This is a genomic window from Achromobacter aegrifaciens (genome assembly GCF_902859735.1).
In the GTDB taxonomy this organism is placed as follows: Bacteria; Pseudomonadota; Gammaproteobacteria; order Burkholderiales; family Burkholderiaceae_B; genus Achromobacter; species Achromobacter aegrifaciens.
On record NZ_CADIJY010000017.1, the window covers coordinates 32,317 to 55,336 of the forward strand.

Below are 23,020 nucleotides of genomic sequence, written 5' to 3' on the forward strand. Positions count from 1 at the left end.
TCCCCGCCGTCAGCGCCCTCCTCCTGCGATTTGCACACGTTGGTCGATGGCGCCGAACGGCGCATCGCCATCCGGTCCGCGCGCCAGGATGCGCACGCGATCGCCATGCCGCAGGTAGGGCGGCAGCCGCGCTTCCGGCACTCCGTCGAGCTGCGCGCGAACCCGCGCTTCGGTAATGCAGGCGCTGCCCGCGCCCGGATCCGCATTGCTGATGGTCCCCGCGCCGATGATGCTGCCTGCCGCCAGGGTGCGCGTCCTGGCAAGGTGCGCGATGATCTGTGCGAAGTTGAAGACGATCTCGCTATTGGCGTGAGGCTCGCCGAAGCGCTCGCCGTTGATCTCGATGCGCACGGGCAGGTCCAGCATGCAATCCTTCCAGGCTGCGCCCAGCGCGTCCGGCGTCACCGCGATGGGCGCAAAGCTGGTCGCCGGCTTGCTCTGGTAGAACCCAAAGCCCTTGGAGAGCTCACCCGGAATCAGCCCGCGCAGTGACACGTCGTTGAGCAGGACCACCAGCGCGATCAAATCGGCGGCCCGGGCGGCATCGGTGCCCATGGGCACATCCTTGGTGATCACGGCGACCTCGGCTTCCAGGTCGACCTGATGGGCCTCGTCGATCGCCACGATGGCGTCCTGCGGCCCGATCATCACGTCCGACCCGCCCTGGTACACCAGCGGCTCCTCTTCGTAGCGCGGCGGGATGGGCTCCCGGCGCCACTGGTAGATCAAGCGCGCATGATTGCGGTAGACGGAGGCATCCGCCCACTGATAGGCCCGTGGCAACGGGGCCATGCACTGGCTGGCGTCGAACGCGCCCGCGCCCGCCCACTCGGCGGCGTCGAGCTCCTGCGCGCGGCGGGCGAGCTGCGGCGCCAGCGCATCCCAATCATCCAGCAGGGTTTGCAGCGTAGCGGCGCAGCTCCCCGCGGATATCCATCGCAGGCCCGACGGGCTCACCAGCATCAGCTCGCCGTCACGCGCGCCGTTCCTGCGCGTCGCCACGCGCAATGGCAAGGCAGGCTTGGTCATGCCAGTCTCCCCGGCGCCGCCGCGGCGCCCCGCTTGTCCTCGGTCCAGCGGTCCAGCGCCGCGCGGGCCTCCCGCACGTAACCCTCGACGACTTCGGGCGCGGCCACTTCGACCGTCAGCTCCAGCCGCAGGCCGTTGGGATCGAAGAAATAGATCGATTCGATGTAGCTGTCGTGGTCCGTAACGCCGACCACTTCCACGCCATGGGCCTCCAGCCGCGCCTTCATGGCAAGCAGATCGTCGCGCTGCGGCACCCGCAGGGCTATGTGATTGACCCACCCGGGCGTGTTCGGCGATGGCAGCGCCGCGGTCTGGTCACCCAGGTCGAAAAACGCGATGCAGGAGCCGTCCCGCATGCGGAAAAAAATATGCACATAGGGGCAGAATTCACCGGTGCTGGGCACGGAGTCCTTCTTGATGACATGCACCAGCGGCAAGCCCAACAGGTCTTCGTAGAAGCGTCGGGTCTCCTCGGCATCCCGGCAGCGCCAGGCGAAGTGATGCAGTCCCTGCACGGGACGAGCGGCGGTATGGTCCATGCGATTCCTCAATCGAGCGAGATCTTGTTGGCGCGGATGACTTCGCCCCAGCGCGCCGATTCGGCGCGCGCCAGAGTCCTGAATTCATCAGGCGTTCCGGGCAGCGGCTCGAAGCCGAACTCGGCAAAGCGTTTCACCACGGCGGGATTGGCCAGCGCCGCATTCAGCTCCTGGTTCAGGCGCGCGACCGCTGGCGCCGGCATGCCCTTGGGGCCGAGCATGCCCTGGAACGCGAACACCTCGGCGTCCGGCACGCCCAGTTCGGCCAGCGTCGGCACATCCGGCAGCAGCGGCGAACGGGCCTGCGAGCCGATGGCCAGCGGCCGCACCTTGCCGGCCTTGATGATGGACGCGCCCGAAGCCAGGTCCAGGAACATTACCGGCACCTGCCCGCCCATCACGTCCTGCATGGCGGGCGCAGCGCCGCGGTAAGGCACGTGGGTCAGACGGGCGCCGGTCCGGCTCTGGAACAGCTCCATGGCCAGATGATGCGGCGAGCCGTTGCCGACCGAGGCGTAGTCCACCTTGCCCGGCTCGGCCTGCACGCGCGCCATGAACGTCTTGAAGTCCGCAGCCGGAAACGCCGGATTCACCACCAGCACAAGCGGAAACTTGCCGATGGCCCCGATATAGGTGAAGTCCTTTTCCGGACTGAAGGCCAGCTTGCGGAACAGGTGCTCGTTAAAGGCCAGCACGCCGTTGTCCGCCGACATGACGGTGTAGCCGTCGGGTTTAGCGTTGGCGACCTGCTCCGCGCCGATATTGGTCGCGGCCCCCGGCCGGTTGTCGATGATGATCTGCTGGCCCAGCGCGGCGCGCATGGACTCGGCCAGCGTGCGCGCGAGGTTGTCGGTGCCTCCGCCCGCGGGATAAGGCACCACCCACTTGATCAGTTGGTCGGGATACTTGCCCTGGGCGCGGGCCAGCGGCGTGGCGGCGGCCAGGGCCGAGGCCCCCAGCGCCGCGAGGAAATGGCGTCGGTTCAAGTCTGTCTCCTTTGGAATGGTCGTCGCCGGTCAGTCGGCTGAAAGCGAAGGATTGGGCAGGTCAAGCAAGGCGTGCTCGATGGCGTCCAGGCAACGCTGCTCGTCCTGGACCTGCTCGAACAACAGCAGGGCCAGGCGCGCCAGAAACAAGGACTCACGCCCGCGCCCGGCGGTCGCGATGGCGTTGCTGCAGCGGGCATAGATACGGTCCTGGACCGCGGCGTCGACAATCATTGAATGGCTCCTTGCGCCCCACAGGCGCGTTCGATGGCGGACAGCACGGTGTCCAGCGATGGCGAACGCCACCGGCCGCAGACATGGCCGTCGGGCCGCAACAGATAGGCCATGCCGGCCTGCGGCGACTCCGCGTGCGCCGCAGGCGCGGCACAACGGCAAGGCAGAAACCGCCACGCAGGCGAAGCCGTCAGCGCTTCCAGCGCCTCCTGTTCCGGCCAGCCGCCGAACGCCAACAAAGTGAAACTGCCAGGCGTCAGCAGATCGGTCAGGTGCCCGCCGCCCGCCGTCCCGCCGTCCGTCAGCGGCGCGCCTGGCGCCCAATCGCCCCCGCCCTCGTCATCCGTCGACAAGGGCGATCCCGCATAGGCGATGGCTCGCGTCTGCCGCGGATTGACCAGGCGCGCGATGCCCGGATGCCGGCCCGCCAGCGACAGGCAGGCCTCGCGCATCAGATCGAAGCCGCGATGCGGCGGCGACATGAACTCGGTACTGCGCATGGCGTTCTCGGCATTGATGTGGAACGCCTGCCGCCGTTCGCCGCAATAGCTGTCCAGCAGAGCATCCGCGCCCTTGCCTTGCAGCACGGCCGCCAGCTTCCAGACCAGGTTGTCGGCATCGTCAAAACCTGAATTCAAGCCGCGCACGCCGAAAATCGGCATGGCATGCGCGGCGTTGCCGGCGAACAGGATGCGGCCATGCCGATAGGCATCCAGCGTCATCGCGCCGGCGCGGTACACCGAAGTCCACACGGGCGTCCAGGGCAGATGTCCTTCGCCGATGGCGTCCAGATGCGTCTGCACGAATGCCTGCACCTGATCCGGCTGCAAGGCTTGCGCGGCATCCGCGCCGGCCGCCAGTTGATAGTCCACCCGCCAGATGTTGTCCGGCTGGCGATGCATCAGGATGGTGGTCCCGCGCGCCCAGGGCGGGTCGAACCAGGCGCGGCGCTCCGCAGGATGGTCGCTGGCGAGCTCGATATCGACGATCGCGTAGCGGCCTTGATAGCCCGTACCCTTCAGCTCCAGACCCAGGCTGGAGCGTATGAAGCTCTGGCCACCATCGCAGGCCAGCAGCCAGTCGGCGCGCGTCTCGTAGCTGCCCAGCGGATTTTCGACCCGCACGCTCACGCCCCCGGCGTCGGGACGGCATTCGGCCACCTTGCTGGCCCAGCGAATATCCACCCGCCCCGGGAAGCGGCCATTGATGTCGTCGATGGCGTCCAGGAGGAACTGCTCGATGTAGTACTGCTGCAGATTGATCATCGGCGGGTACTTGTCGCCCGGCGTCGACGGCATGTCGAACACCAGCACCTCCTCGGTGCCGTAAAAGCTGCGGCCCCGGGTCCAGGCCAGGCCTTTTTCCATGAAGGCCGGCGCCACGCCCAGGCGGTCCAGGATTTCCAGGCTGCGCCGCGAAATACAGGCCGCCCGGCTGCCCTCGCAGACCGAGTCGTCGGCCTCGATCACCACGCTGTCCAGGCCCAGTCGGGCCAGACCCAGCGCGGCCGCCAGCCCCACCGGACCGCCGCCCGCAATCAGCACGCGATGATGCCGGGCCTCACCGCCTTCCGCGTTGAGCCGGGGCAGCGACGGCGGGTAGCGCCGGTACTCGAAGGGTCCGATTCTTTCCAAGGGCATGCGCAAGTCCTGAACGTGTCATCAAAAAAAGGCCGTATTGGCTTGCGTCATATTCTGCGGGGCCGGACTGATTAATATGTCCTAATTAATCAGGACAGACTAACCCGCTATGAAATTGCTGCCGCTGCCGCCGCGGCCCCTTCCTCCCAGCCAGGCGCTGAGCATTGCACTGATGAATGCAATCGGCGCCGAAAACTTCGCCGCCGGGGTGCTGGACGCGCTGGGCACCACCTTGCCCGCCAGTCATTGCACGGTGTTTGCGCTGCGCAGCAGCGGGCGTGTGGAAGCCGTTTCGAGCGCCAGCGCCATCGGTGAAGTCGCAACGCTGACCGCCATCGAATACATGCGCCTGGGCTTCGACAAGCAGGACTCCAACATGATCTGGCTGTCCCGGCGCAAACCCGCCAAAGCGCGCCAACTCTGGATCGGGCATCAATTCGCCGAAGAGGTCGCCGATGCCCACTACCGCCGCGTCTGCTATGACGAGCCCGGCATACGCGAACGCATGTCGCTGCTGGCCGTGTTCCCTGACGGCTACCGGGTGGCGGTCAGTCTGCACCGGAACTTTTCGTATCCGGACTACGGTCCCAAGGACTTCGAGCGCATATCGCAACACGCGTCGCTGATCGCGGCGGCAGTCATGCGCCATGTCCAGGTGACCCGGCGCGCGCCCGCGGACCAGCCGCTGCAGGTACAACTCTTGACCAAGCTATCGGGCCGCGAACGGCAACTGATCACGCATGTGCTCGACGGACTGACCACCAAGGAAGCAGCCCTGGAAATGGGCGTGTCCGAGACCACTGCCCTGACCTATCGCTACCGGGCCTTCCAGCATCTGGGCGTGCGCAACCATCGGGAGCTCATGGCGCTGCTGGGCACAAGCCTTCCCAAGCGCGGCAGGCCGGCGCGCTGACCCAAATTCCGGGCGACAGCCGGCATCACGGCAGGGCCAGTCCCGCGGAGTCCATAAGACCGGATTTTTGCGCGCTGGACCGCCTTTCCTTGGACGCTGCGAACATGGAGTCCCGTGTGGCGATCAGGCAATCGATGAAGCACTCGGCGGCCGGCGTGGGCGGCGACTCCTTTTTTGCCAGGATCGAAATGCGGGCAGAAGGCAACTCATGCGCCAACGGCATCATGCGCATGTTCGCCGGCAGGAGGTCATGCTCGAACAAAGGGCGTACGAAAATGCCCAGCGCATCGCTTTTTGCCATGATGGCCAACGCCACTGCCACCGAATGGCAGGAAATGGTGTCGCGCGGCAAAGACAGGCCGTGCGCGGCGAAAGCCAGCCTCAGCAGGTTTGTGGGGGCTTCCGGGTTGCCCGGCACGAGCCAGGGCGCGTCATGCAACTCAGCCAGGCTGCGCGCCTTGCGCAGCGGATGCCCCAGACGCGCGCCGACCGCGAGCGGCAGCGTGAACAGCGGACGATGCGCGAAACCGTCGATGATCTCGCCGTCGTACTCGGTTTGCACCAGAAAATCGTAGCGTCCGGACTCCAGCTGCTCATGGCTGTAAGGCGGCGCCACTTCATTGAACGAAACCGCCACGCGCGGCATGCGCGCGCGGAATGCAACCAGCGCGTCCGGCACGACGACCAGCGCCGCCGAGCTCACGGCCAGGTTCAACGTACCGCCTTCACCATCGCGCATCTGACCGATTTCCTCACGCGCGCGGCGGGTCTCCTGCAGGATGACGATGGCCCGCTTGTACAGCGCCTCGCCGTAGGTAGTCAGCTCCACACCCTTGACGCTGCGGCGCACGAGATCGACCCCCACGGTCTGTTCGAGTTCGCGCAAGCTGCGGGTCGCGGCGGGCTGCGTCACGGAGAGCGCTCGCGCCGCGGCGCGGATGCTGCCGTGCTCGGCGATCAACGCGAAGGCGCGCAATTGGCGTAGGTTCATGCGTTCGGCTCCGGCGGACTTTTGCGGAATACAAAAGGACAGATCACTGCGCGCAACTTCGGTTTTTCATTCTATGGCAACCATATAGCAGCGGCGCACAGATGTGCTCGCGCGGAATTCACCGGCAGCCTGCGGCAGGAACGCCGCGACCGGCGCGGCCACCATTCATGCAAGCCACGATTCGCCCCCCCGGGGTATATGCGCAGGACTTTCCAGGTCACCCGCCCTATAAGGAAAAGTATTCATTAGAACGCAAATCCTGTCTTTTTCTTATTTCAAGGCGTCCTTATAGTGCCTCTCAAAGAAGGGGGGCCGAGACCCGGATGCACAGACCGCGCTCCCCCCCAGAGACACCAGGGAAAACCATGCCTGCCGATCGGCATGGCCGCCCCATGGCGACACTGACGCGCCTGTGGCGTGACTTCCCGAATCTGAATCGCCATTCCATGTTGGCGACCGGATCAAAACACTGGGGGAAAGGGAGGCTGCTCTATATAAAAAAGTGTTCACCAAATCGAATTTTCTTTCTTTTTCTTATCCAAGGGCATCCGTATAGTGCCCTTCGAGAGGCGAGCCCAAGGCCCGGGACCACGGATCGGCGCACCTCTCACCAGACACCAGGGGAAACCATGTCTATCGCAATCGCAGCGACCGCGTCCAACGCGCTCCACACGCCGTCCATGCGCCGGCGCGTCATCGCTGGCACCACCATCGGCAACGCACTTGAATTCTTCGATTTCACCGTTTTCACCTTTCTGATGCTGGTGCTCGGCCCGCTGTTCTTCCCGGCCGCCTCGGGCTACGGCCAATTGCTCTTGACCACCGCCACCTTCGGCGTCGGATTCCTGATGCGCCCCGTGGGCGGCATGCTCATCGGCTCCTATGCCGACCGCCACGGCCGCCGTGCGGCCATGACGCTGACGCTGTGGATGATGGGCCTGGGCTGTGCCTTGATCGCCGTGGCCCCCACGTATGCGCAAATGGGCATGGTCGGCCCGGTCATGATGGTGCTGGCCCGACTGATCCAGGGCTTCGCCGCGGGCGGCGAGGTCGGCGCCTCCACCACCCTGCTGGTTGAACATGCGCCACGAGGCAAGCGCGCCTTCTATTCCAGTTGGCAGTTCGGCAGCCAGTCGCTGGGCGTAATGCTTGGCGCACTGGTCGTGACGCTGCTGACCATGGGGCTGACAACGGAACAGATGCAGGCCTGGGGCTGGCGCGTGCCATTCGTGATCGGCATCCTGACCGTGCCCGTGGGCGCCTACATCCGCCGCAACCTCGAAGAAACGCTGACCAGCTCGCCTCAAAACACCGGCAAACCGCAACGCGCGACCGCGCACCGCGCCACCACTCACCAACCTTTGCGCCGCGTCTTCGCCGACTACAAGGTCACCATACTCAAGGGCATCCTGTTGCTCATCGGCGGCATGGTCAGCACGCAGATCCTCAGCTTCTACATGCCAGCCTATGCCAACCGGGAATTGGGTTTGCCGGCGACGTCCACGCTGTCGGCAAGCGTCGTGTTCGGCGCTGTCGGCTTCCTGATTGCGCCATTTGTCGGCATGCTTGCGGACCGCTATGGCCGCAAGCGCGTGATCTTCTGGTCGCGCCTGGCGACCCTGATCGTCCTGCTGCCCTGCTTCCAGTGGCTGATGACTGCACCCAGCACCGAACGGCTGATGTTGCTCGTCGCCCTGTTTGCGGTACTGGTGGCGCTGCAGTCGGCGCCGGCATTCACGATGCTTCCCGAACTCTTCCCCAAGGCCGTACGCACGACGGGCATGTCGGTCGTGTACGGACTGGGCATCTCCGTGTTCGGCGGCTTCGCGCAGTTCTTCGTGACCTGGCTGCTGCACGTGACCGGCAACTCCATGGCGCCGGCGTGGTTCCTGATGGTGGCCATAGCGCTTTCAACGGTCGTGCTGTTCTGGATCGACGACCGCACCCACGACGACATCGACGCTCAGGAGGCCTGATGCAGCTCGGTTCCAGCTACTTCTCGCGCAGCTACGAAGAGGCTCGCCACCGTTTCGTGCTCGCGGCCAAACCACTGGCCACGCACTTTCAATCCTACGTCATCGAACCCGCGGGCCGCGCAGGCGAAGCGTTGGCAACCGATGTCGCGTTGATCGGTCCGCCGGACGCGGAACGGCTGTTGATCATGACCTCCGCCACGCATGGCGTGGAAGGCTTTTGCGGCTCGGGCTGCCAACTGGCCCTGCTGGACGACGCCGCCATGCTGGAACGCGCCCGCAAGGCCGGCGTGGCTTTGCTGCTCGTGCACGCAATCAACCCTTACGGGTTTTCCTGGCTGGCGCGTACGAACGAAGACAATGTCGACCTGAACCGCAATGACCAGATCTTCGACGGACGTCCCCTGCCGCAGAACCCTGGATATGCCGAAGTACACGATCTGCTGCTGCCCAAGGAATGGCCGCCCGCCCCGTCGAACATCGCGCGAATCGAAGCCTACATCGCCGAGCACGGCCGGGCGGCTTTTGCCCAGGTCGTGACCCGCGGGCAGTACACCCACGCCGACGGACTGTTCTTCGGCGGCAACCACACCACTGCGTCGCTACTGAATCTTCGCCATATATTGCAGCAGCACGGCAGCCGCAGCAAACATATCGGCTGGATCGACGTGCATACAGGATTGGGGCCTCGTGGTCACGGCGAGAAAATCTACGCGGGCCGCCGCGACGCTGCCGCGGTCGCCAGGGCCCGCCAATGGTGGGGCAGCGATATCGCGGTTCCCTACGAAGGCAGTTCCGCATCGGTGGACATTACCGGCCAGTTGGCGGGCCTGATCTACCAGACTTGTCCGGACGCCTTGCACACGCCGATGGCGCTGGAGTTCGGCACCGTGCCCCTTGACGTCATGATCGAAGCGCTGCGCGGCCGCAACTGGTTGCTCGCTCATCCAGAGGCCGACGACGCCAAGCGCGACGCCATCCTGAGCGCCACGCTGGATGCGTTCTACTGCAACGCCGCCGATTGGCACGGCATGATCCTGGGCCAAAGCCGCGTGGCCGTTCTGCAAGCCCTGTCCGGCTTACAGGAGGCCTGATGCGAACCAGCGCGAGCTACTTTTCCCGCAGCTACGCCCAGGCGCGCGAGCGTTTTGCGCAGGCGGCCAGGCCGCTCGCCGATTCGTTCCACTCCTATGGCATCGACCAGACCGGCAGCGAAGGCGAGGCATTGAGCACCGATGTCGCCTACATCGGCGACCCCGACGCCGATCGGATTCTCATCATGACATCCGCCGTGCTGGGAGTGGAAGGATTCTGCGGCTCCGGGTGCCAGCTCGCGCTGCTCGACGATACCGTCATGCTGGCCCGTGCACGAGAGGCCGGCGTGGCCTTGCTGCTGGTGCATGCGGTCAATCCTTACGGCTATTCCTGGATCGCCCGGACGGACGAGTACAACATCGACCTGAACCGCAACGGACTGCCCTTCGACGGACGACCGCTACCGGCAAACCCCGAATACGCAAGGCTGCACGACCTGCTGCTGCCCGAGGAATGGCCCCCCACAGAATCCAACCAGCAACTGATCGCCCAGTACATCGCCGAGCACGGCCAGTCCACATTCGCGCAAGCGGTCTCGCGGGGCCAGTATTCGCACGCCAACGGCCTGTTCTATGGCGGTGACCGTCCGGCGGCATCGCTGCAAAACCTGCGCCGTATCCTGCACGAGCATGCGCGTACGCGTACCCATATCGGCTGGATCGACGTGCACACCGGCTGGGGACCGCGCGGCCACGGCGAAAAACTCTACGCCGGCCGCCACGACGACGCCGAAGTGGCGCGCGCACGCCAGTGGTGGGGAAGCGACATCACCGTTCCCTATCAAGGCAACTCGGTGTCGGTAGATATCTCCGGCCAGCTTGCCGATCTGATTTATCAGGCCTGTCCTTTGTCGCTGCCGACGTCCATGGCCATTGTTTTCGGGGCTGTCCGTTTCGACGCCATGGTGCATGCGTTGTGCGGCAGGAACTGGCTGCACGCGCACCCCGAAGCGCCGGACGAATTGCGGCGGACCATCCTGCAGACCACGCTGGACGCGTTCTATTGCAACGAGGCGAATTGGCACGGCATGGTGCTGGGACAAACCCGGGTTGCAGTGCTACAGGCGCTACGCGGCTTGCAGGTAGCTTGACGCAATGAGTCAAAGCGATTGCTCGGGGTGTACGCGCTCATGGTTTGAAAGGAATTGACTTCGTCTCAGGATACGGGGGGTGCATAACATGGATCGATTGGGCTTTACGGAAGAACAGATCAGGCATGCGTTGAGACAGGCGACGCTTGGCACGCCGATGTCTGACATCTGCAAGCGCATGGGCGTGAGCGTAGCGATTTTCCACGAGTGGAAGACGCATTACGACGGGCTTGCGTCCTCTGAACTGAAGTTGCTGAACAAGCTGGAAAGCGAGTGCAACCGGCTTGAACGCCTTATCGCCATCCTGACGCTCAACAAAGTGATACTGCAGGACACGCTCGGAGCCAAGGAGTGAATCGCGCGCGACGCGGCAAGTCTGCCGCTACCCCTCCCGCCTGTTGAAACCTCTTCGTCCGCACCGTTCTTTTGAAATCCCTGAACCGCTACACGGTGGCCTATGTCATCGGCGTGCTCATCCCGGTCAGCGCGCTGATAGGCATTCAACTTACGCATAGCTGGCGGGCCCACGCGGCGGCGCGCGATGCCATGTCGAGCCTGGGCGTCGTCCAGGGCACGCTGGAGGCGATGGCTACCGTCCTGATGGAACGCGGTTCGATGAATGCGGCGCTGATTGAAGGCCAGCCGGTATCCGAGGCCAGACAGCAAGAACTACAACTCGCGCGCAACGCCAGCGACAACAGAATTGCCGAGCTGCTGGAACTGCACCGAACCCGCAGCTGCGACAGTTGCAGGGATGTCCGAGCCACCGTCCAGCACATCGCGCGGACCCTGGTCCAACACCGCGCCGCCGCAGATCGGCTCATCGCCAGGCCGCGTGCGCTGATCAGCGCGCAAGAGCTGAATGACGTGGTGGTCATCATGGCCGGGCTCATTCCCGCTCTCGAGGAAACCGCGCTCGACAACTCGGCCGTCGTGATCCGACATGAAGTCGAAAGCCCCGGCCTCATGACCATTGCCATGCTTGCAGCAGGCCTGCGCGAACAAGCCGGCCTGCTGGGATCCTCCTTCATGCCCGCACAGGTTCAGCGTCGCCCCCTCAGTGACTTGGAAACGCAACGCATCGAACAGCAGCTTGGACGCGTTTCGCAATTGCGTGCGTTGCTTGAAGTACAGCTTTCCACCCATGCGGACCTCGAGACGCGCGCTTATCCCCGAGTTCAGTTTGAGTACTTTGGCGCAGGCCTGGAGTACATCGAAACCTTGCGCCACACGCCGCCTTCAAGCGCTGACTCGCCCAGTCCGCAGGCGGGCACGCAGGAGCGTTATGTTCCGCTGATGCAATCCATCGTCGACTTCCGCGATGAAGTGCTGAGCGTATTGGAAAAGCTCCTGGAACGGCAACGCGTCAACGCGGTGACGGAACTGGTCACGACCACAGCGGTCGCCATCGTGCTGTTGCTGGCCGCCACCTGGGGATTCACCAAGTTCCGCTGGCGTCTGATACGACCATTCGTCGTGGCCACCGAAATCATCAACTCCATCAATGACAACGCCCCCGCGCCAATCTCCGGCGCCGGCTATCGGAAGGAAGTCCGCGGCCTGTTCGACGCCATTCAGAGATTGAAGGAGGACGCCATCGCCAAGTCCCGGACAGAGCATGAACGCGAGCGGCTCATCGCCGATCTGGCGACCTTGGCGGAGACAGACTTCCTCACGGGGCTGCTCAACCGTCGCGCATTTCACGTCCGCGCCGTAGCCTTGTGCGCAAGCCTGCATGAGCCGGAACAGATGCTGACTTTGATCGTCTTCGACATCGATCATTTCAAGCGGATCAACGATTCCTACGGCCACGCCGGCGGCGACAACGTGCTGGTGGCGGTGGCCCAGGCATGCCATCAGACATGGCGGCGCACCGACATCGTTGCGCGCATCGGCGGCGAAGAATTCGCGGTGCTATGCACGGTTCCCAGCATGGCGCAAGCAAGCGCAATGGCGCAGAGCATGCGCCGCCGCATCGAACGCCTGACGGTCCCTGCCGACGGCAGGACCATAACGTCGATCACTAGCAGCTTTGGCGTGGTCTGCGCGCGGGCAGATGAAATCAGGGATATCGACGCGTTGCTGAAGCAAGCGGACGCACTGCTCTATCGCGCCAAGGCCTCTGGCCGCAACTGTGTCATCACGCAGTCCGACAACGCGGCGCGATAAATCGATGGATGGCTTTCACCTGCGCCGCGCGGGCTTGCGCGGCGTGATCTACGGTCGCCTACAAAATAGGAAAAAGTGCTTGGCGGAACAAAATTTCTGTCTTTTGTCGCGCGCAGCGCGTCCGTATAGTCCGGACAGCGTGAACCGAATACAGAGATTCCATTTTTGAAAGCGAAATTGAAATGAAGCCATCAAAGCTGAAGATGCGTACTCGCCTTGCCATGGGTTTTGCGATGATCATGGTGGCGCTGCTGGTGTCCGGCGTTCTCGGCGCGTTTGGCATCCGGGCGTTGGAGCAGGATGTCTATCAGATCACCTCGATCAACAACGAACAGCGGCGCCTGGCGATCGACATGCGCTACCAAGTCCAGGAACAGGCCATCGCGATCCGCAACATTCTGCTCCTCACGGATCCGTCGGTGCTGAAGGCCGAATTACTGCGGGCAAATGAAGCGGAGAAACTCTACAACGAATCTCGAGACAAGCTGGGCGGCATGTTCTCAAGCCGCTCTGGCACCACCAACGACGAAAGGCGTCTGTTCGCCGCCGCCGGCGTTGCACAACAAGACATGCGTTCGCAGTTCGTGCGTGTCATGGAAGAAGGATTGAACGGCGACCGCCAGAACGCGCAACATCTGCTGGAAGAGGAACTGCGGCCCAAGCAACGCGTGCTCCAGGAAACGCTTTCCACACTCGCGGCGCTCGAAACGCAGATCAACGACGCACGCGCGGCGGATACCCGAACGTTCGCGAACCAGTTGCAATGGGCTGTAGGAACGACCGTCATGATCGCGCTGCTACTTGGGGTGCTTGCTGGCTGTCTCACGGCGCGCAGCATCCTGCGCCAGCTGGGTGGCGATCCCGGCGATGCACAAGTCCTGGCGGTAAGCATCGCGGATGGCGATCTGACCAGCCGACTGCAGCTCGATTCCCGCTATGACCACAGCTTGATGCATGGTCTGGAATCCATGCGATCACGTCTATCCAGAATCGTCGATGCAATCAAATCGTCGGCTTCGTCGATTTCGACGGCTGCTGGTCAGATTGCCCAGGGCAATGCAGACCTGTCGCACCGTACCGAGGAGCAGGCCGCCTCTCTGGAAGAAACCGCCGCCAGCATCGAACAGCTGACGTCCACCGTGCGACTGAATCAAGACAACGCGGCAAGCGGAGACGAAGTAGCCATTGAAGGAGCCAAGGCAGCCGAGAAAGCTGGCAGCGTGGTGTCCGAGATGCTCGCAGCCATGACAGAGATTTCCGCCAACTCCGAAAAGGTCGCTCAGATCGTGTCGCTGATCGAGAGCATTGCATTTCAGACGAACATACTTGCGTTGAACGCTGCGGTGGAAGCCGCCAGGGCCGGGGATCAAGGCCGCGGCTTCGCCGTGGTCGCCGGCGAGGTCCGGGCGCTGGCTCAACGCAGCGCCACATCCGCAAGGGAAATCAAAGACCTGATCGAGACCTCCACTTCCGTGGTCCAGGCCGGACGGGATCTCGCCGCGCGTGCTGGCCGGGACATGGAGGACGTCGTGACCTCGGTGATGCACATGAAGACAATAACCGGAGAGATCGCCACCGCGTCGCGCGAACAAGCCATAGGTATCGAACAGGTCAACGTCGCCATCGCGCAACTGGACTCCGTGACGCAGCAGAACGCGGCATTGGTCGAGGAATCAGCTGCCGCGGCGCATTCCATGGCGGAACAGGCGCGCGACCTGCTGCATGCGGTCGAAGTGTTCAAGACGGCATCGTCCCAGTCCCCGCGGCATGTGCCGATGGCGGAGCCGACCCTCATCGCGTTTGCGGCCTCTACGTAAGAGAGCAACACGAATGGACCGGCTGCAACGCGCGCCGGTCCAGCAGCGGCTTCAACCCGGCCACAAGCCGAGTCCATAGCCAGGTCATGAACCACAATGATCAAGAAGCAAAAAAAACGCCGCTAGAAATAGCGGCGTTTTTCTTGAGTACAGCAATGCTTGGACAGCCATTGCTTTGTACGAGAATTGGGGTGGTGGGTTGTGCGAGACTCGAACTCGCGACCAACGGATTAAAAGTCCGCTGCTCTACCGACTGAGCTAACAACCCGACCGAAGCCAGAAATTATGGCCGATTTGGCGCCGTTTGTCAAAATTCGGTGCAAGGCCCCAACCCATAACTTCCACCGAGCAACAAAAACGGCCGCTCGCGGCGGCCGTTCCTGGAGCTGGCGGTGCTGGGCTTACCAGGCGGCCACCACCGCGCCCTTGTACTTGGTCTCGATGAACTGCTTCACGGCCGGGCTGTGATAGATGGCGATCAGCTTGGCGAACTCGGGACGGCCCTTGTCCTTTTCACGTACGACCAACACATTGGCGTACGGCGAGTCGGGCGATTCCTGGGCGATGGCGTCCTTGGCGGGATTCAGGCCGGCTTCCAGCGCAAAGTTGGTATTCACGGCCGACGCATCGGTGTCATCCAGCGAGCGCGGCAACTGAGCAGCGTCGAGTTCGATGAAGCGCAGTTTCTTGGGGTTCTCGACCACGTCGATCGGGGTCGCCTTCAGGCCGACATCGGGACGCAGCTTGATCAAGCCGTTGGCCTGCAGCAACAGCAGGGCGCGGCCGCCATTGGTCGGATCGTTCGGCAGCGCAATGCGGGCGCCTTCCTTCAGCTCGGACAGCGACTTGATCTTCTTGCTGTAGATGCCGATGGGGAAAATCACCGTCTTGGCGATGCTGACCAGCTTGTAGCCGCGGTCGGCGTTGGCGTTGTCCAGATAGGGCTGGTGCTGGTAGCTGTTGGCGTCCAGGTCGCCCGAGGACAGCGCGACGTTGGGCTGCACGTAGTCGGTGAATTCGATGACCTGGATGTTCAGGCCCTGCTTGGCGGCTTCCTGCTTCACCACATCAAAGATCTGGGCGTGCGGGCCGGCGGTCACGCCGATCTTCAGCGGCTTGTCCTGGGCCAGCGCGGGCTGGGCGAAAACGGCGGCGCCGAGTGCGAACGCGGCCAGCGACTTCAAAACCTTGATGCTCATGTTGCAGTATCCCGAATGTCGGAAGTGAGGAGAAATGGATGCGGCGCCGGCAGGATCAGCGATGCGAGATGCGGCGCACGTAACGGTCGCCCAGGCTCTGGATCACCTGGACCAGGACGATCAGCACGATGACGACTGCGGCCATCACGTCGGACTGGAAGCGCTGGTAGCCGTAGCGGATGGCCAGGTCGCCCAGGCCGCCTCCGCCGATGGCGCCGGCCATGGCCGAATAACCGATCAGGCTGACGACAGTGACGACCGTGGCTGCGATGAGGCCGGGCAAGGATTCGGGCAGCAGCACCTTCATGATGATCTGCATGGGCGACGCGCCCATGGCGCGCGCCGCGGTAATCAGCCCCGGGTCGACTTCGCGCATGGCGTTTTCGGCGATGCGGGCCATGAACGGAATCGCGGCAACCGACAAGGGCACGATGGCGGCGGTGGTGCCGATGGAGGTCTGGGCCACCAGGCGCGTGAACGGGATGATCGCAACCATCAGGATGACGAACGGCACCGAACGCGTGGCGTTGATCGCCGCGCCCAGCACATGGTTGACGGACTGGTTCTCGAGCATGTTGCCGCGGGCCGTCACCGTCAGGATCACGCCCAGCGGAATGCCGATCACCACCGCGATGGCGCTGGCCACGCCCACCATCAGCAGGGTGTCAAGCAGCGACGTAATAAGCAGGTCGATCAGTTGCGGACTCATGAGCTATTTCTTCAACGGTAATGTCACGGGCGGCCAGCGCGGCAATCGCGTCCTTGACCGATGCGGGCGCGCCTTGGGCCAGCACGAACATCGTGCCCACGGCCACGCCCTGGATGTCTTCCACGCGCGCCTGGATCAGGCCCACGTCCAGCGAATACTGCTTGTACAGGTCGGACAGGAAGGAGCCCGACGCGTCGGTGCCGGTCAGCGACAGGCGCAGCAGACGCACGGCCTGGCCCGGCTTGGCGGCGGCAAGCGCCTGGATGCGCTCCTTGACCGCGGCCAGCGTGGCGTCGGTCAGGTCGGACGCGGTGGCGGCCGACACCATGGCGCGGGTCACTTCGTGGCGCGGCTGCGCGAACACTTCGCGCGTGCTGCCCATTTCGACGACTTCGCCCTGCGACAGCACGGCGACGCGATCGCAGACCTCGCGCACGACTTCCATCTGGTGCGTGATCATGACCACGGTCACGCCGGTCTTGCGGTTGATGTCGCGCAGCAAGGCCAGGATGTTGTGGGTGGTTTCCGGATCCAGTGCGGACGTGGCTTCGTCGCTGAGCAGCACGTCCGGATTGTTGGCCAGGGCGCGGGCAATGCCGACGCGCTGCTTCTGGCCGCCACTGATCTGGCTGGGATAGCGGTCGCGCAGATGCTCCAGGCCCACCAGCGCCAGCAGGCGCTCGACGCGGGCCGGAATCTCGGCCTTGGCCACGCCGGCAATTTCCAGCGGCAGCGCAACATTGCCGTACACCGTGCGGCGCGACAGCAGGTTGAACCCCTGGAACACCATGCCGATGCGGCGGCGTTGCTCGCGCAACTGCGCCTCGTTCAAGCCGGTCAGGGACTGGCCGCCGATGGCGATCGATCCTTCATTGGGCCGCTCCAGCAAGTTGATGCACTGGACCAGCGTGCTTTTGCCGGCCCCGCTGGGGCCGATGATGCCGAAGACCTCGCCCTGCTTGATATGCAGGTTGATGCCGCGCAGCGCCTGGAATTGTCCGTGCGGCGTGGCGTAGGTCTTGGATAGGTTCTCGATCTGAATCATGGCAAGCGATTTTGTATCTTTTCTCTTCTACAGAGAACGACTGTTTCTTTCATTTTTTATAACTACAAGTAATATAAGAGCCCGTACCCGCGCCCGGTTGCGTCCCTAAGGAGCACACGCCATAACGCGGAAAGGGCAGTCAGGAAGGAAAGCCTTCCTGACTGCCCATTTTGTGCCGGACCGGCCGCAGCCGGCTTTTTCAGCGTGCGCGCGAGATGCGGACTTCCGCGCCGCGGCGCTTGACTTCCAGGCCCTCGGACGGAGAGATGCGCAGGCCTTCCAGCCCCTTGATGTAGCTGGAGCCTTGCATCTGCATCACGCGGATCTTGTTGCGCATGACGACCGGGTTATGCACCGGCATGCCGAACATCCAGACCTCGTCCAGGATGCGGGCCGAGTTGAACTCGCCGGTATGCTGCGCCGCCGGTCCAAGACAGAGCATGTGCCCTTCGCGGCCGAAAACCGGAAACTGGCCCAGTTCGCAATCGATGGTCCAGGTGGTGCCGCCTTCGTAGCGGTGCCCGGTGTTCAGGTCCCACCAGGCCTCGCCCTTGGGCAGGTACACGCGCACCTGCTTGCCGGGTTCGGTCACCGGCGCCACCAGCAGGGCCGGACCCAGCAGGTATTGCAGGTCCCAGTCATGCGCGTGCGGATCGTTCGGGAACGACATCGCCATGGAACGCTGCACCGGCAAGCCGGTGCGCGCCGAGTCCTCGATGGCGCCAAGCACGTAAGGCACCAGGCGGTAACGCCACTGCATCCAGGTCTTGGCATGCGCCAGGGTTTCTTCGCCGAAGTCCCATGGCATCAGGCCTTCCACGCCCTGGAAAGCGAAGTTCGACGAGAACACGCCGGCGGTCAGCCAGCGCAGGTACAGCTCGGGCGTCATGCCGGCGCGGTCGCGCGCGGCCGAGCCGATGCCATGCACCTGGACGGGCAAGCCGCTGGCGCCGATCGACAACGCGGTGCGCAGGGTGTGACGCAGCCCTTCCCAGGTGTTTTCAACCTGCGGCCCCACTTGCCACGGCAGACGCTGGGCGGCGGGGAACAGATCGGAGCTGGGCACCACGCCTTCCGGCGGCACCTTCAGGCCGGCGACCGCATCGAACAGCGCGCGGCGCACCAGCAGCGGATACATGCTGCGCAGCGCAGGACCGGTTTCGCCGTTGCGGGCCGTGACGCCGTCGGGGATGGCGATCTGGGCGTCGCACGCGGGCGCGTCCAGGCCGTCTTCGACTAATTGGCGATGGCGCTCCACCCACAGGTTGTAGATGTCGCGGTAGGTCAGGTCCAGCAGGCCGTAGGGCTGTCCCGAGGTGGCGGCGGTGCCGTCGAACACCTGGGCCGAACCGTCGTCCTTGGCCAACAGCCAGCCGCGGTCTTCAAGTTCCTCGAACAGCGGGCTGGTCTTCAGCACGCCCGGGAAGCCGGAAGCGGCGACATGCACATGGTGCTTATGGAACAGCGCCAGCATCTGCTTGGCGTCCGGGAAACGCTGGGCGTCCCATTCGAAAACCGTCTTGTCCGACTGGAAGCCCCAGGCCGCAGGCTGCGCCAGCGTCACGGCATCCACCGGAATCTGGTTTTCGCGCATGCGAGCGACCAAGGCCACGGTGTCCGTGGGCATTTCGCCCGGAGCCTGCTGCAGCCACGCGCCCATCGCCCACAGCGAAGGCTGGCCCGCGCGGCCGGTCAAGGCGGTGTACTGATTGAGGATCTCGCCCGGTTCGCCAGCGAACAGGAACATGTCCAGCACGACGTCGTCCACGGTCAGCACATAGGCGGAGTCCGCAGGCGCCACGCCCACCGAGTGTTCGACGCGGCGCATGGTGTTGACGTAGACCCCCCAGCCGCGCGGGCTCCATGCCAAAGGCAGGGCGCGGTGCTCGGGGTCGTCGGACACCACGGATTCTTCGCGGCGGTTCAGATCGCCCGGGGTTTCGCCCAGGCCATAGATGCGCTCGTCGGACTGCAGCGTGAAACCCGCCGTCCAGACGGCGTCGTCGGCCTGGTCCAGCGCGTTGTGCCCGAATGCGGGCGTATGCGCGGATACCTCGGACTCGAACACCCGTTCGTCGTTGCGGTAGATCGCGACGCGCACGGGGTTGGACAGGATTTCCAGGGAGACGTCACCCTGGGTGATCCGCCAGCCCTCCCCGTCGTCGCGCGGAGCGATAACGGCTTCGCCCACGGCCTCCTGGCGCGCGAGCAGCATTTCCGCCACGGCGCGAGCACGCGCGCCGGGCTTGTCATCGGTAAGGTGATTAGCCTCGCCGCAGCGCAGGCGAAAGACGCCAGGCGCATGCGCCTCGACTACCAGATGCAACCCATCGCCCGCGTCGAAATCGATGCGACTGGGGCGGGACGTCAGCAGCTCGACGTTTTCGAGCTGGGTAGTATGGGCAAAGTCGAACTTGGGCGGCACAGAGCATCCCCCGGCTTAAGCCAAAAACCATCAAAAGACGCTATTTTGACGGATTTGGGCTTTGAAATAAACTCGGTCCCTCATTTGGACTGCGATCTCATCCATAAAAGGGGTCTAAAGCCTTCGGCCAGCGCCCCCCAAGAGGAGCGGCCGTCGAGCCGCCAAAATGCCAGGTTCGCGGCCAACTCAGGCCAATTTGGCGCCAAATCCCGGCAATTCCTGCCATTCTACGCCACCCGGGACAAGCTCCCGGCGCCCCTTTCGGCTTTTTTTCATCGTGGCGAAATAAGTTGGGCCAGATCGGTTTCCAAAGGCGACGGCTCCCCAGCCAGACGCGCGGCGATCAGGTCTCCCATGAGCGCCGACCAAGACAGCCCCCGCGATGCATAGCCGATGGCCAACCACAGGCCCGGCGCGTGGGGTAGTTCTCCAACGGCGGGCAAGCGCCCGGGCAGCACGGCCCGCCATCCGGCCCAGCCCGGCAGGCTGCCGGGCTCCAGGGATTCGAATTCGGGGAAGCCTCCGCCCAGCAAGCCCGCAGCCTTGTCCAGGGTGACACGCTGGCCCTCGGCGCCGATCCGCGCTTCGGCCGCGCCATGCACATAGGTGCTGCCGGCCACGCAGCCAGAGCCCACGTCGGGCAGCAGATAGCCCTCGCCGCCCACGATGCAGCGAGGACCGCCACGCAGCGTCTGCGCAGGCAGCAGCGTCACTTCTCCCGCAAGCGCGTGCATCTGGCCCACGCGCGGCAAGGGATCCAGCAAGCCGCTGTCTGCCAGCACGGCGCGCGCGCCGAACGCGTTGGCCAGAACGACGGTATCGGCTCGCGCCAGTTCAGCGCCCTCCGCATCGCGCACGCGCCAGCCGGCGCCAGCGCGTTCGACCCTGGCCGCCGCGCCGGGCTGCACCGTGACGCCCTCGGTCGCCAGCAGGGCCTCTATCAGCAAGTCTGGCCGCAGCAGCATGCCCTGTCCGAAATACACGCCGCCGCGCGCCAGCGGCAGGCCGGCCAAGGCGCTGGCTTCGTCGCGGCTGACCTGGCGCACCCAGTGTTCGGGAAAGGCCAGGGTCTCCAGGGTGCCGGCCAAGGCCGCGGACCGGCCTTCGTCGCGCTCAAGCTGGACCGTGCCGCAGACCAGGGGCGCCGCGCCTGCCGGCAAACCCTGCCAGCGCGCCAGCGCGCGCAGGCTGCCGGCGCGCGACAGGCGCGCCCGCGCGTTGTCGTCTCGCGCCACCACCGGCGTCAAGGCCGCCGCGACATGCCCTGCGTGCGCCGCCGCGCCCTGCGCCCGGCCCGCGTCGATCACGGTCACACGCCATCCGCGCGCGGCCAGCGCCTGGGCGATGCCGGCTCCCGCCAGCCCCGCTCCCACCACCACGGCGTAGCGGGACTCCGCGTGCGGGACGTCCGCGGCCGCACCTCCAGGGGCAATCGCAGTGGCCACGGTCATATGCCATTTGCCGCCGTAGCCGGGCGCGCGCCGCGCCTCGAAACCCGCCGTCCGCAAGGCCTGGCGCAATTCGCCGGTGCAGGCCCAGGTGGCCAGCGTGGCGCCGGGCGCCGCAAGCTTGGCAAGGTCGCGCAGCAAGGGCAATTCCCACATCCGCGGATTGCGTTCAGGCGCGAAGCCGTCCAGGAAGAACGCGTCCACGCCGACGCGCAGACGGGACGCCAGGACCTGCGCATCGCCAAAGCCCAGCGTCAGCGTGACGGCGCCGCCCTCGAATTCGAGGCGATGCAGTCCGGGCAACAAGACCGGCCATGCTGCCGCCAGTTGTCGCCCCAGACCGGCCAAGGGCTCGGGCGCATAACGCGTCAAGAGAGCCGCCAAGTCCTCGCGTTCAAAGGGATGCCCTTCCAGCGACACCACGTGCAGCGCGGCGCTGCGCTGCGGATCGTCGCGCCATGCCTTCCAGAGAGCCAGGAAGTTCAGTCCCAGTCCGAAACCCGTTTCGCAGACGGTGAATGCGCGGCGTCCGCGCCAACGCTCAGGCAGGCCATTGCCCCGCAGGAACACGTGTTCCGCCTGTCCCAGCGCGCCCGACGGCGAATGGTAGACATCGCCATAAGCGGGGCTGTAGAGCCGGCCATCGGCGTCGAATTCAGCCTTGGCGGGGATCAGGGGGGCATAGGAGAAGGACATGGAAACGGCGGCGGCAGACGAAATAGAGAATGAAAATCAGCGCGGATTATCGGATGCGGCCGCGTTGGGCGGAAGCCACGCGGCATGGCGGTTTCGGGGCTTCACCACGGATTTGACGCATACATGGGCTTACACTGGTTTCATGGATACCTATGATCAGCCCCGCTCGCAGACCTCGCCCATCGACCTGTGCGCCGCGATCGACGCGGCAGTCACGGCAGCCCATGCCGGCGCGGCCATCCTGCAATCCTACGCGCATCACCGCGCCGATCTCGTGATCGACCGCAAGGCGCGCAACGATCTCGTATCCCAGGCGGACCGCGAGGCGGAGGCCGCCATTATCCAGGAGCTGCAAACGCGCACGCCCAAGTTCGGCATCGTCGCCGAAGAAACGGGCGGCAAGCCCCAAGGCAGCGCCACCTGGTATATCGACCCGCTGGACGGCACCACCAACTTCCTGCACGACATCCCGCATTACGCCGTGTCGATCGCGCTGATCGCACACGCAGGCACCGCCATATCGGCGTCCGACACGCTGGCCGAGGACACGCCCGTGGTCGGCGTGGTCTACGACCCCAGCCGCGAGGAACTCTTTACCGCGGTCCACGGCCTGGGCGCCTGGCTCAACGGACGGCGCATCAAGTGCTCGCGCACGGCGACCATCGAAGATGCGGTGCTGGCCACTGGCTTCCCGTTCCGCGACTTTTCATTCGCTGCGCAGTACATGCCCATGCTGCATGACGCCATCAACCGCGCGCGCGGCGTGCGCCGTATGGGTGCGGCGGCACTGGACCTGGCGTGGACCGCTTGCGGCCGCTACGACGGCTATTGGGAAATGGGCCTGGCGCCCTGGGACGTGGCCGCCGGCACGCTGATCCTGCGCGAAGCGGGCGGCGCATGTTCCGACATGCACCGCCAGGATCCCTGGCCCATCGGCGGGCGCGTCGTGGCCGGCAACAAGGCCATCGAACGCGCCCTGCACGAGATGATCGCGCCGCACCTCGACAAGAAGGACTGACGGC

General features: G+C 64.7%; 19 protein-coding genes and 1 tRNA gene. 8 read left to right on the forward strand and 12 right to left on the reverse strand.

The features are described 5' to 3' along the window. Positions 1-9: 9 nt before the first annotated feature. Genes HV766_RS27090 through HV766_RS27110 form a run of 5 tightly spaced genes read right to left on the reverse strand, consistent with a single transcriptional unit; the run spans position 10 to position 4,428 of the window. On the reverse strand, positions 10-1,029 hold the full coding sequence (locus HV766_RS27090) for a fumarylacetoacetate hydrolase family protein (RefSeq protein WP_175182166.1): 1,020 nt from the start codon (positions 1,027-1,029) through the stop codon (positions 10-12). Next, positions 1,026-1,568, reverse strand: a complete 543-nt coding sequence (locus HV766_RS27095) for a VOC family protein (RefSeq protein WP_054457565.1) — start codon at positions 1,566-1,568, stop codon at positions 1,026-1,028. Before HV766_RS27095 ends, HV766_RS27090 begins: the two co-directional genes overlap by 4 nt. An 8-nt stretch (positions 1,569-1,576) precedes the next feature. After that, positions 1,577-2,554 (reverse strand): Bug family tripartite tricarboxylate transporter substrate binding protein, encoded by a 978-nt coding sequence (locus HV766_RS27100; RefSeq protein ID WP_054457566.1) that lies wholly within the window; start codon positions 2,552-2,554, stop codon positions 1,577-1,579. 30 nt (positions 2,555-2,584) lie between these two features. Further along, a complete protein-coding gene (locus HV766_RS27105; RefSeq protein ID WP_054457567.1) occupies positions 2,585-2,788 on the reverse strand; it encodes a hypothetical protein in 204 nt (67 codons plus the stop codon). Next, positions 2,785-4,428, reverse strand: coding sequence for an FAD-dependent monooxygenase (locus tag HV766_RS27110; protein ID WP_175182167.1), 1,644 nt, complete (start codon positions 4,426-4,428; stop codon positions 2,785-2,787). The genes HV766_RS27105 and HV766_RS27110 overlap by 4 nt, the downstream gene beginning before the upstream one ends. Before the next feature lie 172 nt (positions 4,429-4,600). Here HV766_RS27110 and HV766_RS27115 point away from each other — a divergent pair, with 172 nt between their 5' ends. Then, the gene (locus tag HV766_RS27115; RefSeq protein ID WP_254593368.1) at positions 4,601-5,341 is read left to right on the forward strand and encodes a helix-turn-helix transcriptional regulator; all 741 of its coding nucleotides are present in this window, start codon (positions 4,601-4,603) and stop codon (positions 5,339-5,341) included. Positions 5,342-5,366: 25 nt separating this feature from the next. Here the strand turns inward: HV766_RS27115 and HV766_RS27120 are convergent, their stop codons facing one another. After that, a complete protein-coding gene (locus tag HV766_RS27120) occupies positions 5,367-6,332 on the reverse strand; it encodes a LysR substrate-binding domain-containing protein (RefSeq protein ID WP_175182169.1) in 966 nt (321 codons plus the stop codon). Positions 6,333-6,961: 629 nt separating this feature from the next. Between HV766_RS27120 and HV766_RS27125 the strand changes: the two genes are divergently transcribed. The 6 genes from HV766_RS27125 to HV766_RS27150 all read left to right on the forward strand — a co-directional run bounded on the left by HV766_RS27125 (position 6,962) and on the right by HV766_RS27150 (position 14,476). Further along, positions 6,962-8,308: an MFS transporter gene (locus tag HV766_RS27125; RefSeq protein WP_125472049.1), complete on the forward strand. Its 1,347-nt coding sequence runs from the start codon at positions 6,962-6,964 to the stop codon at positions 8,306-8,308. Next, positions 8,308-9,399: a M14 family metallopeptidase gene (locus HV766_RS27130; protein WP_175182170.1), complete on the forward strand. Its 1,092-nt coding sequence runs from the start codon at positions 8,308-8,310 to the stop codon at positions 9,397-9,399. The genes HV766_RS27125 and HV766_RS27130 overlap by 1 nt, the downstream gene beginning before the upstream one ends. Continuing rightward, positions 9,399-10,490 carry a M14 family metallopeptidase gene (locus tag HV766_RS27135; RefSeq protein WP_125472047.1) on the forward strand — a complete coding sequence of 364 codons (1,092 nt, stop codon included), beginning with the start codon at positions 9,399-9,401 and terminating at the stop codon, positions 10,488-10,490. The genes HV766_RS27130 and HV766_RS27135 overlap by 1 nt, the downstream gene beginning before the upstream one ends. Positions 10,491-10,578: 88 nt before the next feature. Beyond that, complete coding sequence (locus tag HV766_RS27140; protein WP_175182171.1) at positions 10,579-10,845, forward strand: transposase; 267 nt, start codon at positions 10,579-10,581, stop codon at positions 10,843-10,845. A 71-nt stretch (positions 10,846-10,916) separates the two neighbouring features. Next, entirely contained in the window at positions 10,917-12,659 is a 1,743-nt protein-coding gene (locus tag HV766_RS27145; protein ID WP_175182172.1) for a GGDEF domain-containing protein, read from the forward strand. Between the two features lie 182 nt (positions 12,660-12,841). Further along, a complete protein-coding gene (locus tag HV766_RS27150; RefSeq protein WP_175182173.1) occupies positions 12,842-14,476 on the forward strand; it encodes a methyl-accepting chemotaxis protein in 1,635 nt (544 codons plus the stop codon). Positions 14,477-14,668: 192 nt separating this feature from the next. On the opposite strand, the gene HV766_RS27155 is transcribed toward HV766_RS27150, so the two are convergent. The 6 genes from HV766_RS27155 to mnmC form a co-directional block, all read right to left on the reverse strand. Next, positions 14,669-14,744 (reverse strand) — tRNA-Lys (locus tag HV766_RS27155). Between the two features lie 133 nt (positions 14,745-14,877). Next, the gene (locus tag HV766_RS27160; RefSeq protein WP_175182174.1) at positions 14,878-15,675 is read right to left on the reverse strand and encodes a MetQ/NlpA family ABC transporter substrate-binding protein; all 798 of its coding nucleotides are present in this window, start codon (positions 15,673-15,675) and stop codon (positions 14,878-14,880) included. A 55-nt stretch (positions 15,676-15,730) separates the two neighbouring features. Next, positions 15,731-16,384 carry a methionine ABC transporter permease gene (locus HV766_RS27165; RefSeq protein ID WP_175182175.1) on the reverse strand — a complete coding sequence of 218 codons (654 nt, stop codon included), beginning with the start codon at positions 16,382-16,384 and terminating at the stop codon, positions 15,731-15,733. Further along, positions 16,341-17,429, reverse strand: a complete 1,089-nt coding sequence (locus tag HV766_RS27170) for a methionine ABC transporter ATP-binding protein (protein WP_054457578.1) — start codon at positions 17,427-17,429, stop codon at positions 16,341-16,343. Before HV766_RS27170 ends, HV766_RS27165 begins: the two co-directional genes overlap by 44 nt. Positions 17,430-17,628: 199 nt before the next feature. Beyond that, a complete protein-coding gene (locus HV766_RS27175) occupies positions 17,629-19,854 on the reverse strand; it encodes a glycoside hydrolase family 31 protein (protein ID WP_054457579.1) in 2,226 nt (741 codons plus the stop codon). A gap of 272 nt (positions 19,855-20,126) precedes the next feature. After that, the gene (gene mnmC, locus HV766_RS27180) at positions 20,127-21,998 is read right to left on the reverse strand and encodes a bifunctional tRNA (5-methylaminomethyl-2-thiouridine)(34)-methyltransferase MnmC2/FAD-dependent 5-carboxymethylaminomethyl-2-thiouridine(34) oxidoreductase MnmC1 (protein WP_119451415.1); all 1,872 of its coding nucleotides are present in this window, start codon (positions 21,996-21,998) and stop codon (positions 20,127-20,129) included. Positions 21,999-22,140: 142 nt separating this feature from the next. Here mnmC and HV766_RS27185 point away from each other — a divergent pair, with 142 nt between their 5' ends. After that, on the forward strand, positions 22,141-23,016 hold the full coding sequence (locus HV766_RS27185) for an inositol monophosphatase family protein (RefSeq protein WP_054457624.1): 876 nt from the start codon (positions 22,141-22,143) through the stop codon (positions 23,014-23,016). The last annotated feature ends 4 nt before the right edge of the window (positions 23,017-23,020 follow it).

Bases quoted from the DNA above. Each gene is read 5' to 3' on its own strand.
- HV766_RS27130 (WP_175182170.1), top strand. From the start codon at position 8,308: ATGCAGCTCGGTTCCAGCTACTTCTCGCGCAGCTACGAAGAGGCTCGC.
- HV766_RS27105 (WP_054457567.1), bottom strand. From the start codon at position 2,788: ATGATTGTCGACGCCGCGGTCCAGGACCGTATCTATGCCCGCTGCAGC.
- HV766_RS27185 (WP_054457624.1), top strand. From the start codon at position 22,141: ATGGATACCTATGATCAGCCCCGCTCGCAGACCTCGCCCATCGACCTG.
- HV766_RS27160 (WP_175182174.1), bottom strand. From the start codon at position 15,675: ATGAGCATCAAGGTTTTGAAGTCGCTGGCCGCGTTCGCACTCGGCGCC.
- HV766_RS27165 (WP_175182175.1), bottom strand. From the start codon at position 16,384: ATGAGTCCGCAACTGATCGACCTGCTTATTACGTCGCTGCTTGACACC.
- HV766_RS27170 (WP_054457578.1), bottom strand. From the start codon at position 17,429: ATGATTCAGATCGAGAACCTATCCAAGACCTACGCCACGCCGCACGGA.
- HV766_RS27095 (WP_054457565.1), bottom strand. From the start codon at position 1,568: ATGGACCATACCGCCGCTCGTCCCGTGCAGGGACTGCATCACTTCGCC.
- mnmC (WP_119451415.1), bottom strand. From the start codon at position 21,998: ATGTCCTTCTCCTATGCCCCCCTGATCCCCGCCAAGGCTGAATTCGAC.
- HV766_RS27110 (WP_175182167.1), bottom strand. From the start codon at position 4,428: ATGCCCTTGGAAAGAATCGGACCCTTCGAGTACCGGCGCTACCCGCCG.
- HV766_RS27135 (WP_125472047.1), top strand. From the start codon at position 9,399: ATGCGAACCAGCGCGAGCTACTTTTCCCGCAGCTACGCCCAGGCGCGC.
- HV766_RS27125 (WP_125472049.1), top strand. From the start codon at position 6,962: ATGTCTATCGCAATCGCAGCGACCGCGTCCAACGCGCTCCACACGCCG.
- HV766_RS27150 (WP_175182173.1), top strand. From the start codon at position 12,842: ATGAAGCCATCAAAGCTGAAGATGCGTACTCGCCTTGCCATGGGTTTT.
- HV766_RS27140 (WP_175182171.1), top strand. From the start codon at position 10,579: ATGGATCGATTGGGCTTTACGGAAGAACAGATCAGGCATGCGTTGAGA.
- HV766_RS27120 (WP_175182169.1), bottom strand. From the start codon at position 6,332: ATGAACCTACGCCAATTGCGCGCCTTCGCGTTGATCGCCGAGCACGGC.
- HV766_RS27090 (WP_175182166.1), bottom strand. From the start codon at position 1,029: ATGACCAAGCCTGCCTTGCCATTGCGCGTGGCGACGCGCAGGAACGGC.
- HV766_RS27115 (WP_254593368.1), top strand. From the start codon at position 4,601: ATGAATGCAATCGGCGCCGAAAACTTCGCCGCCGGGGTGCTGGACGCG.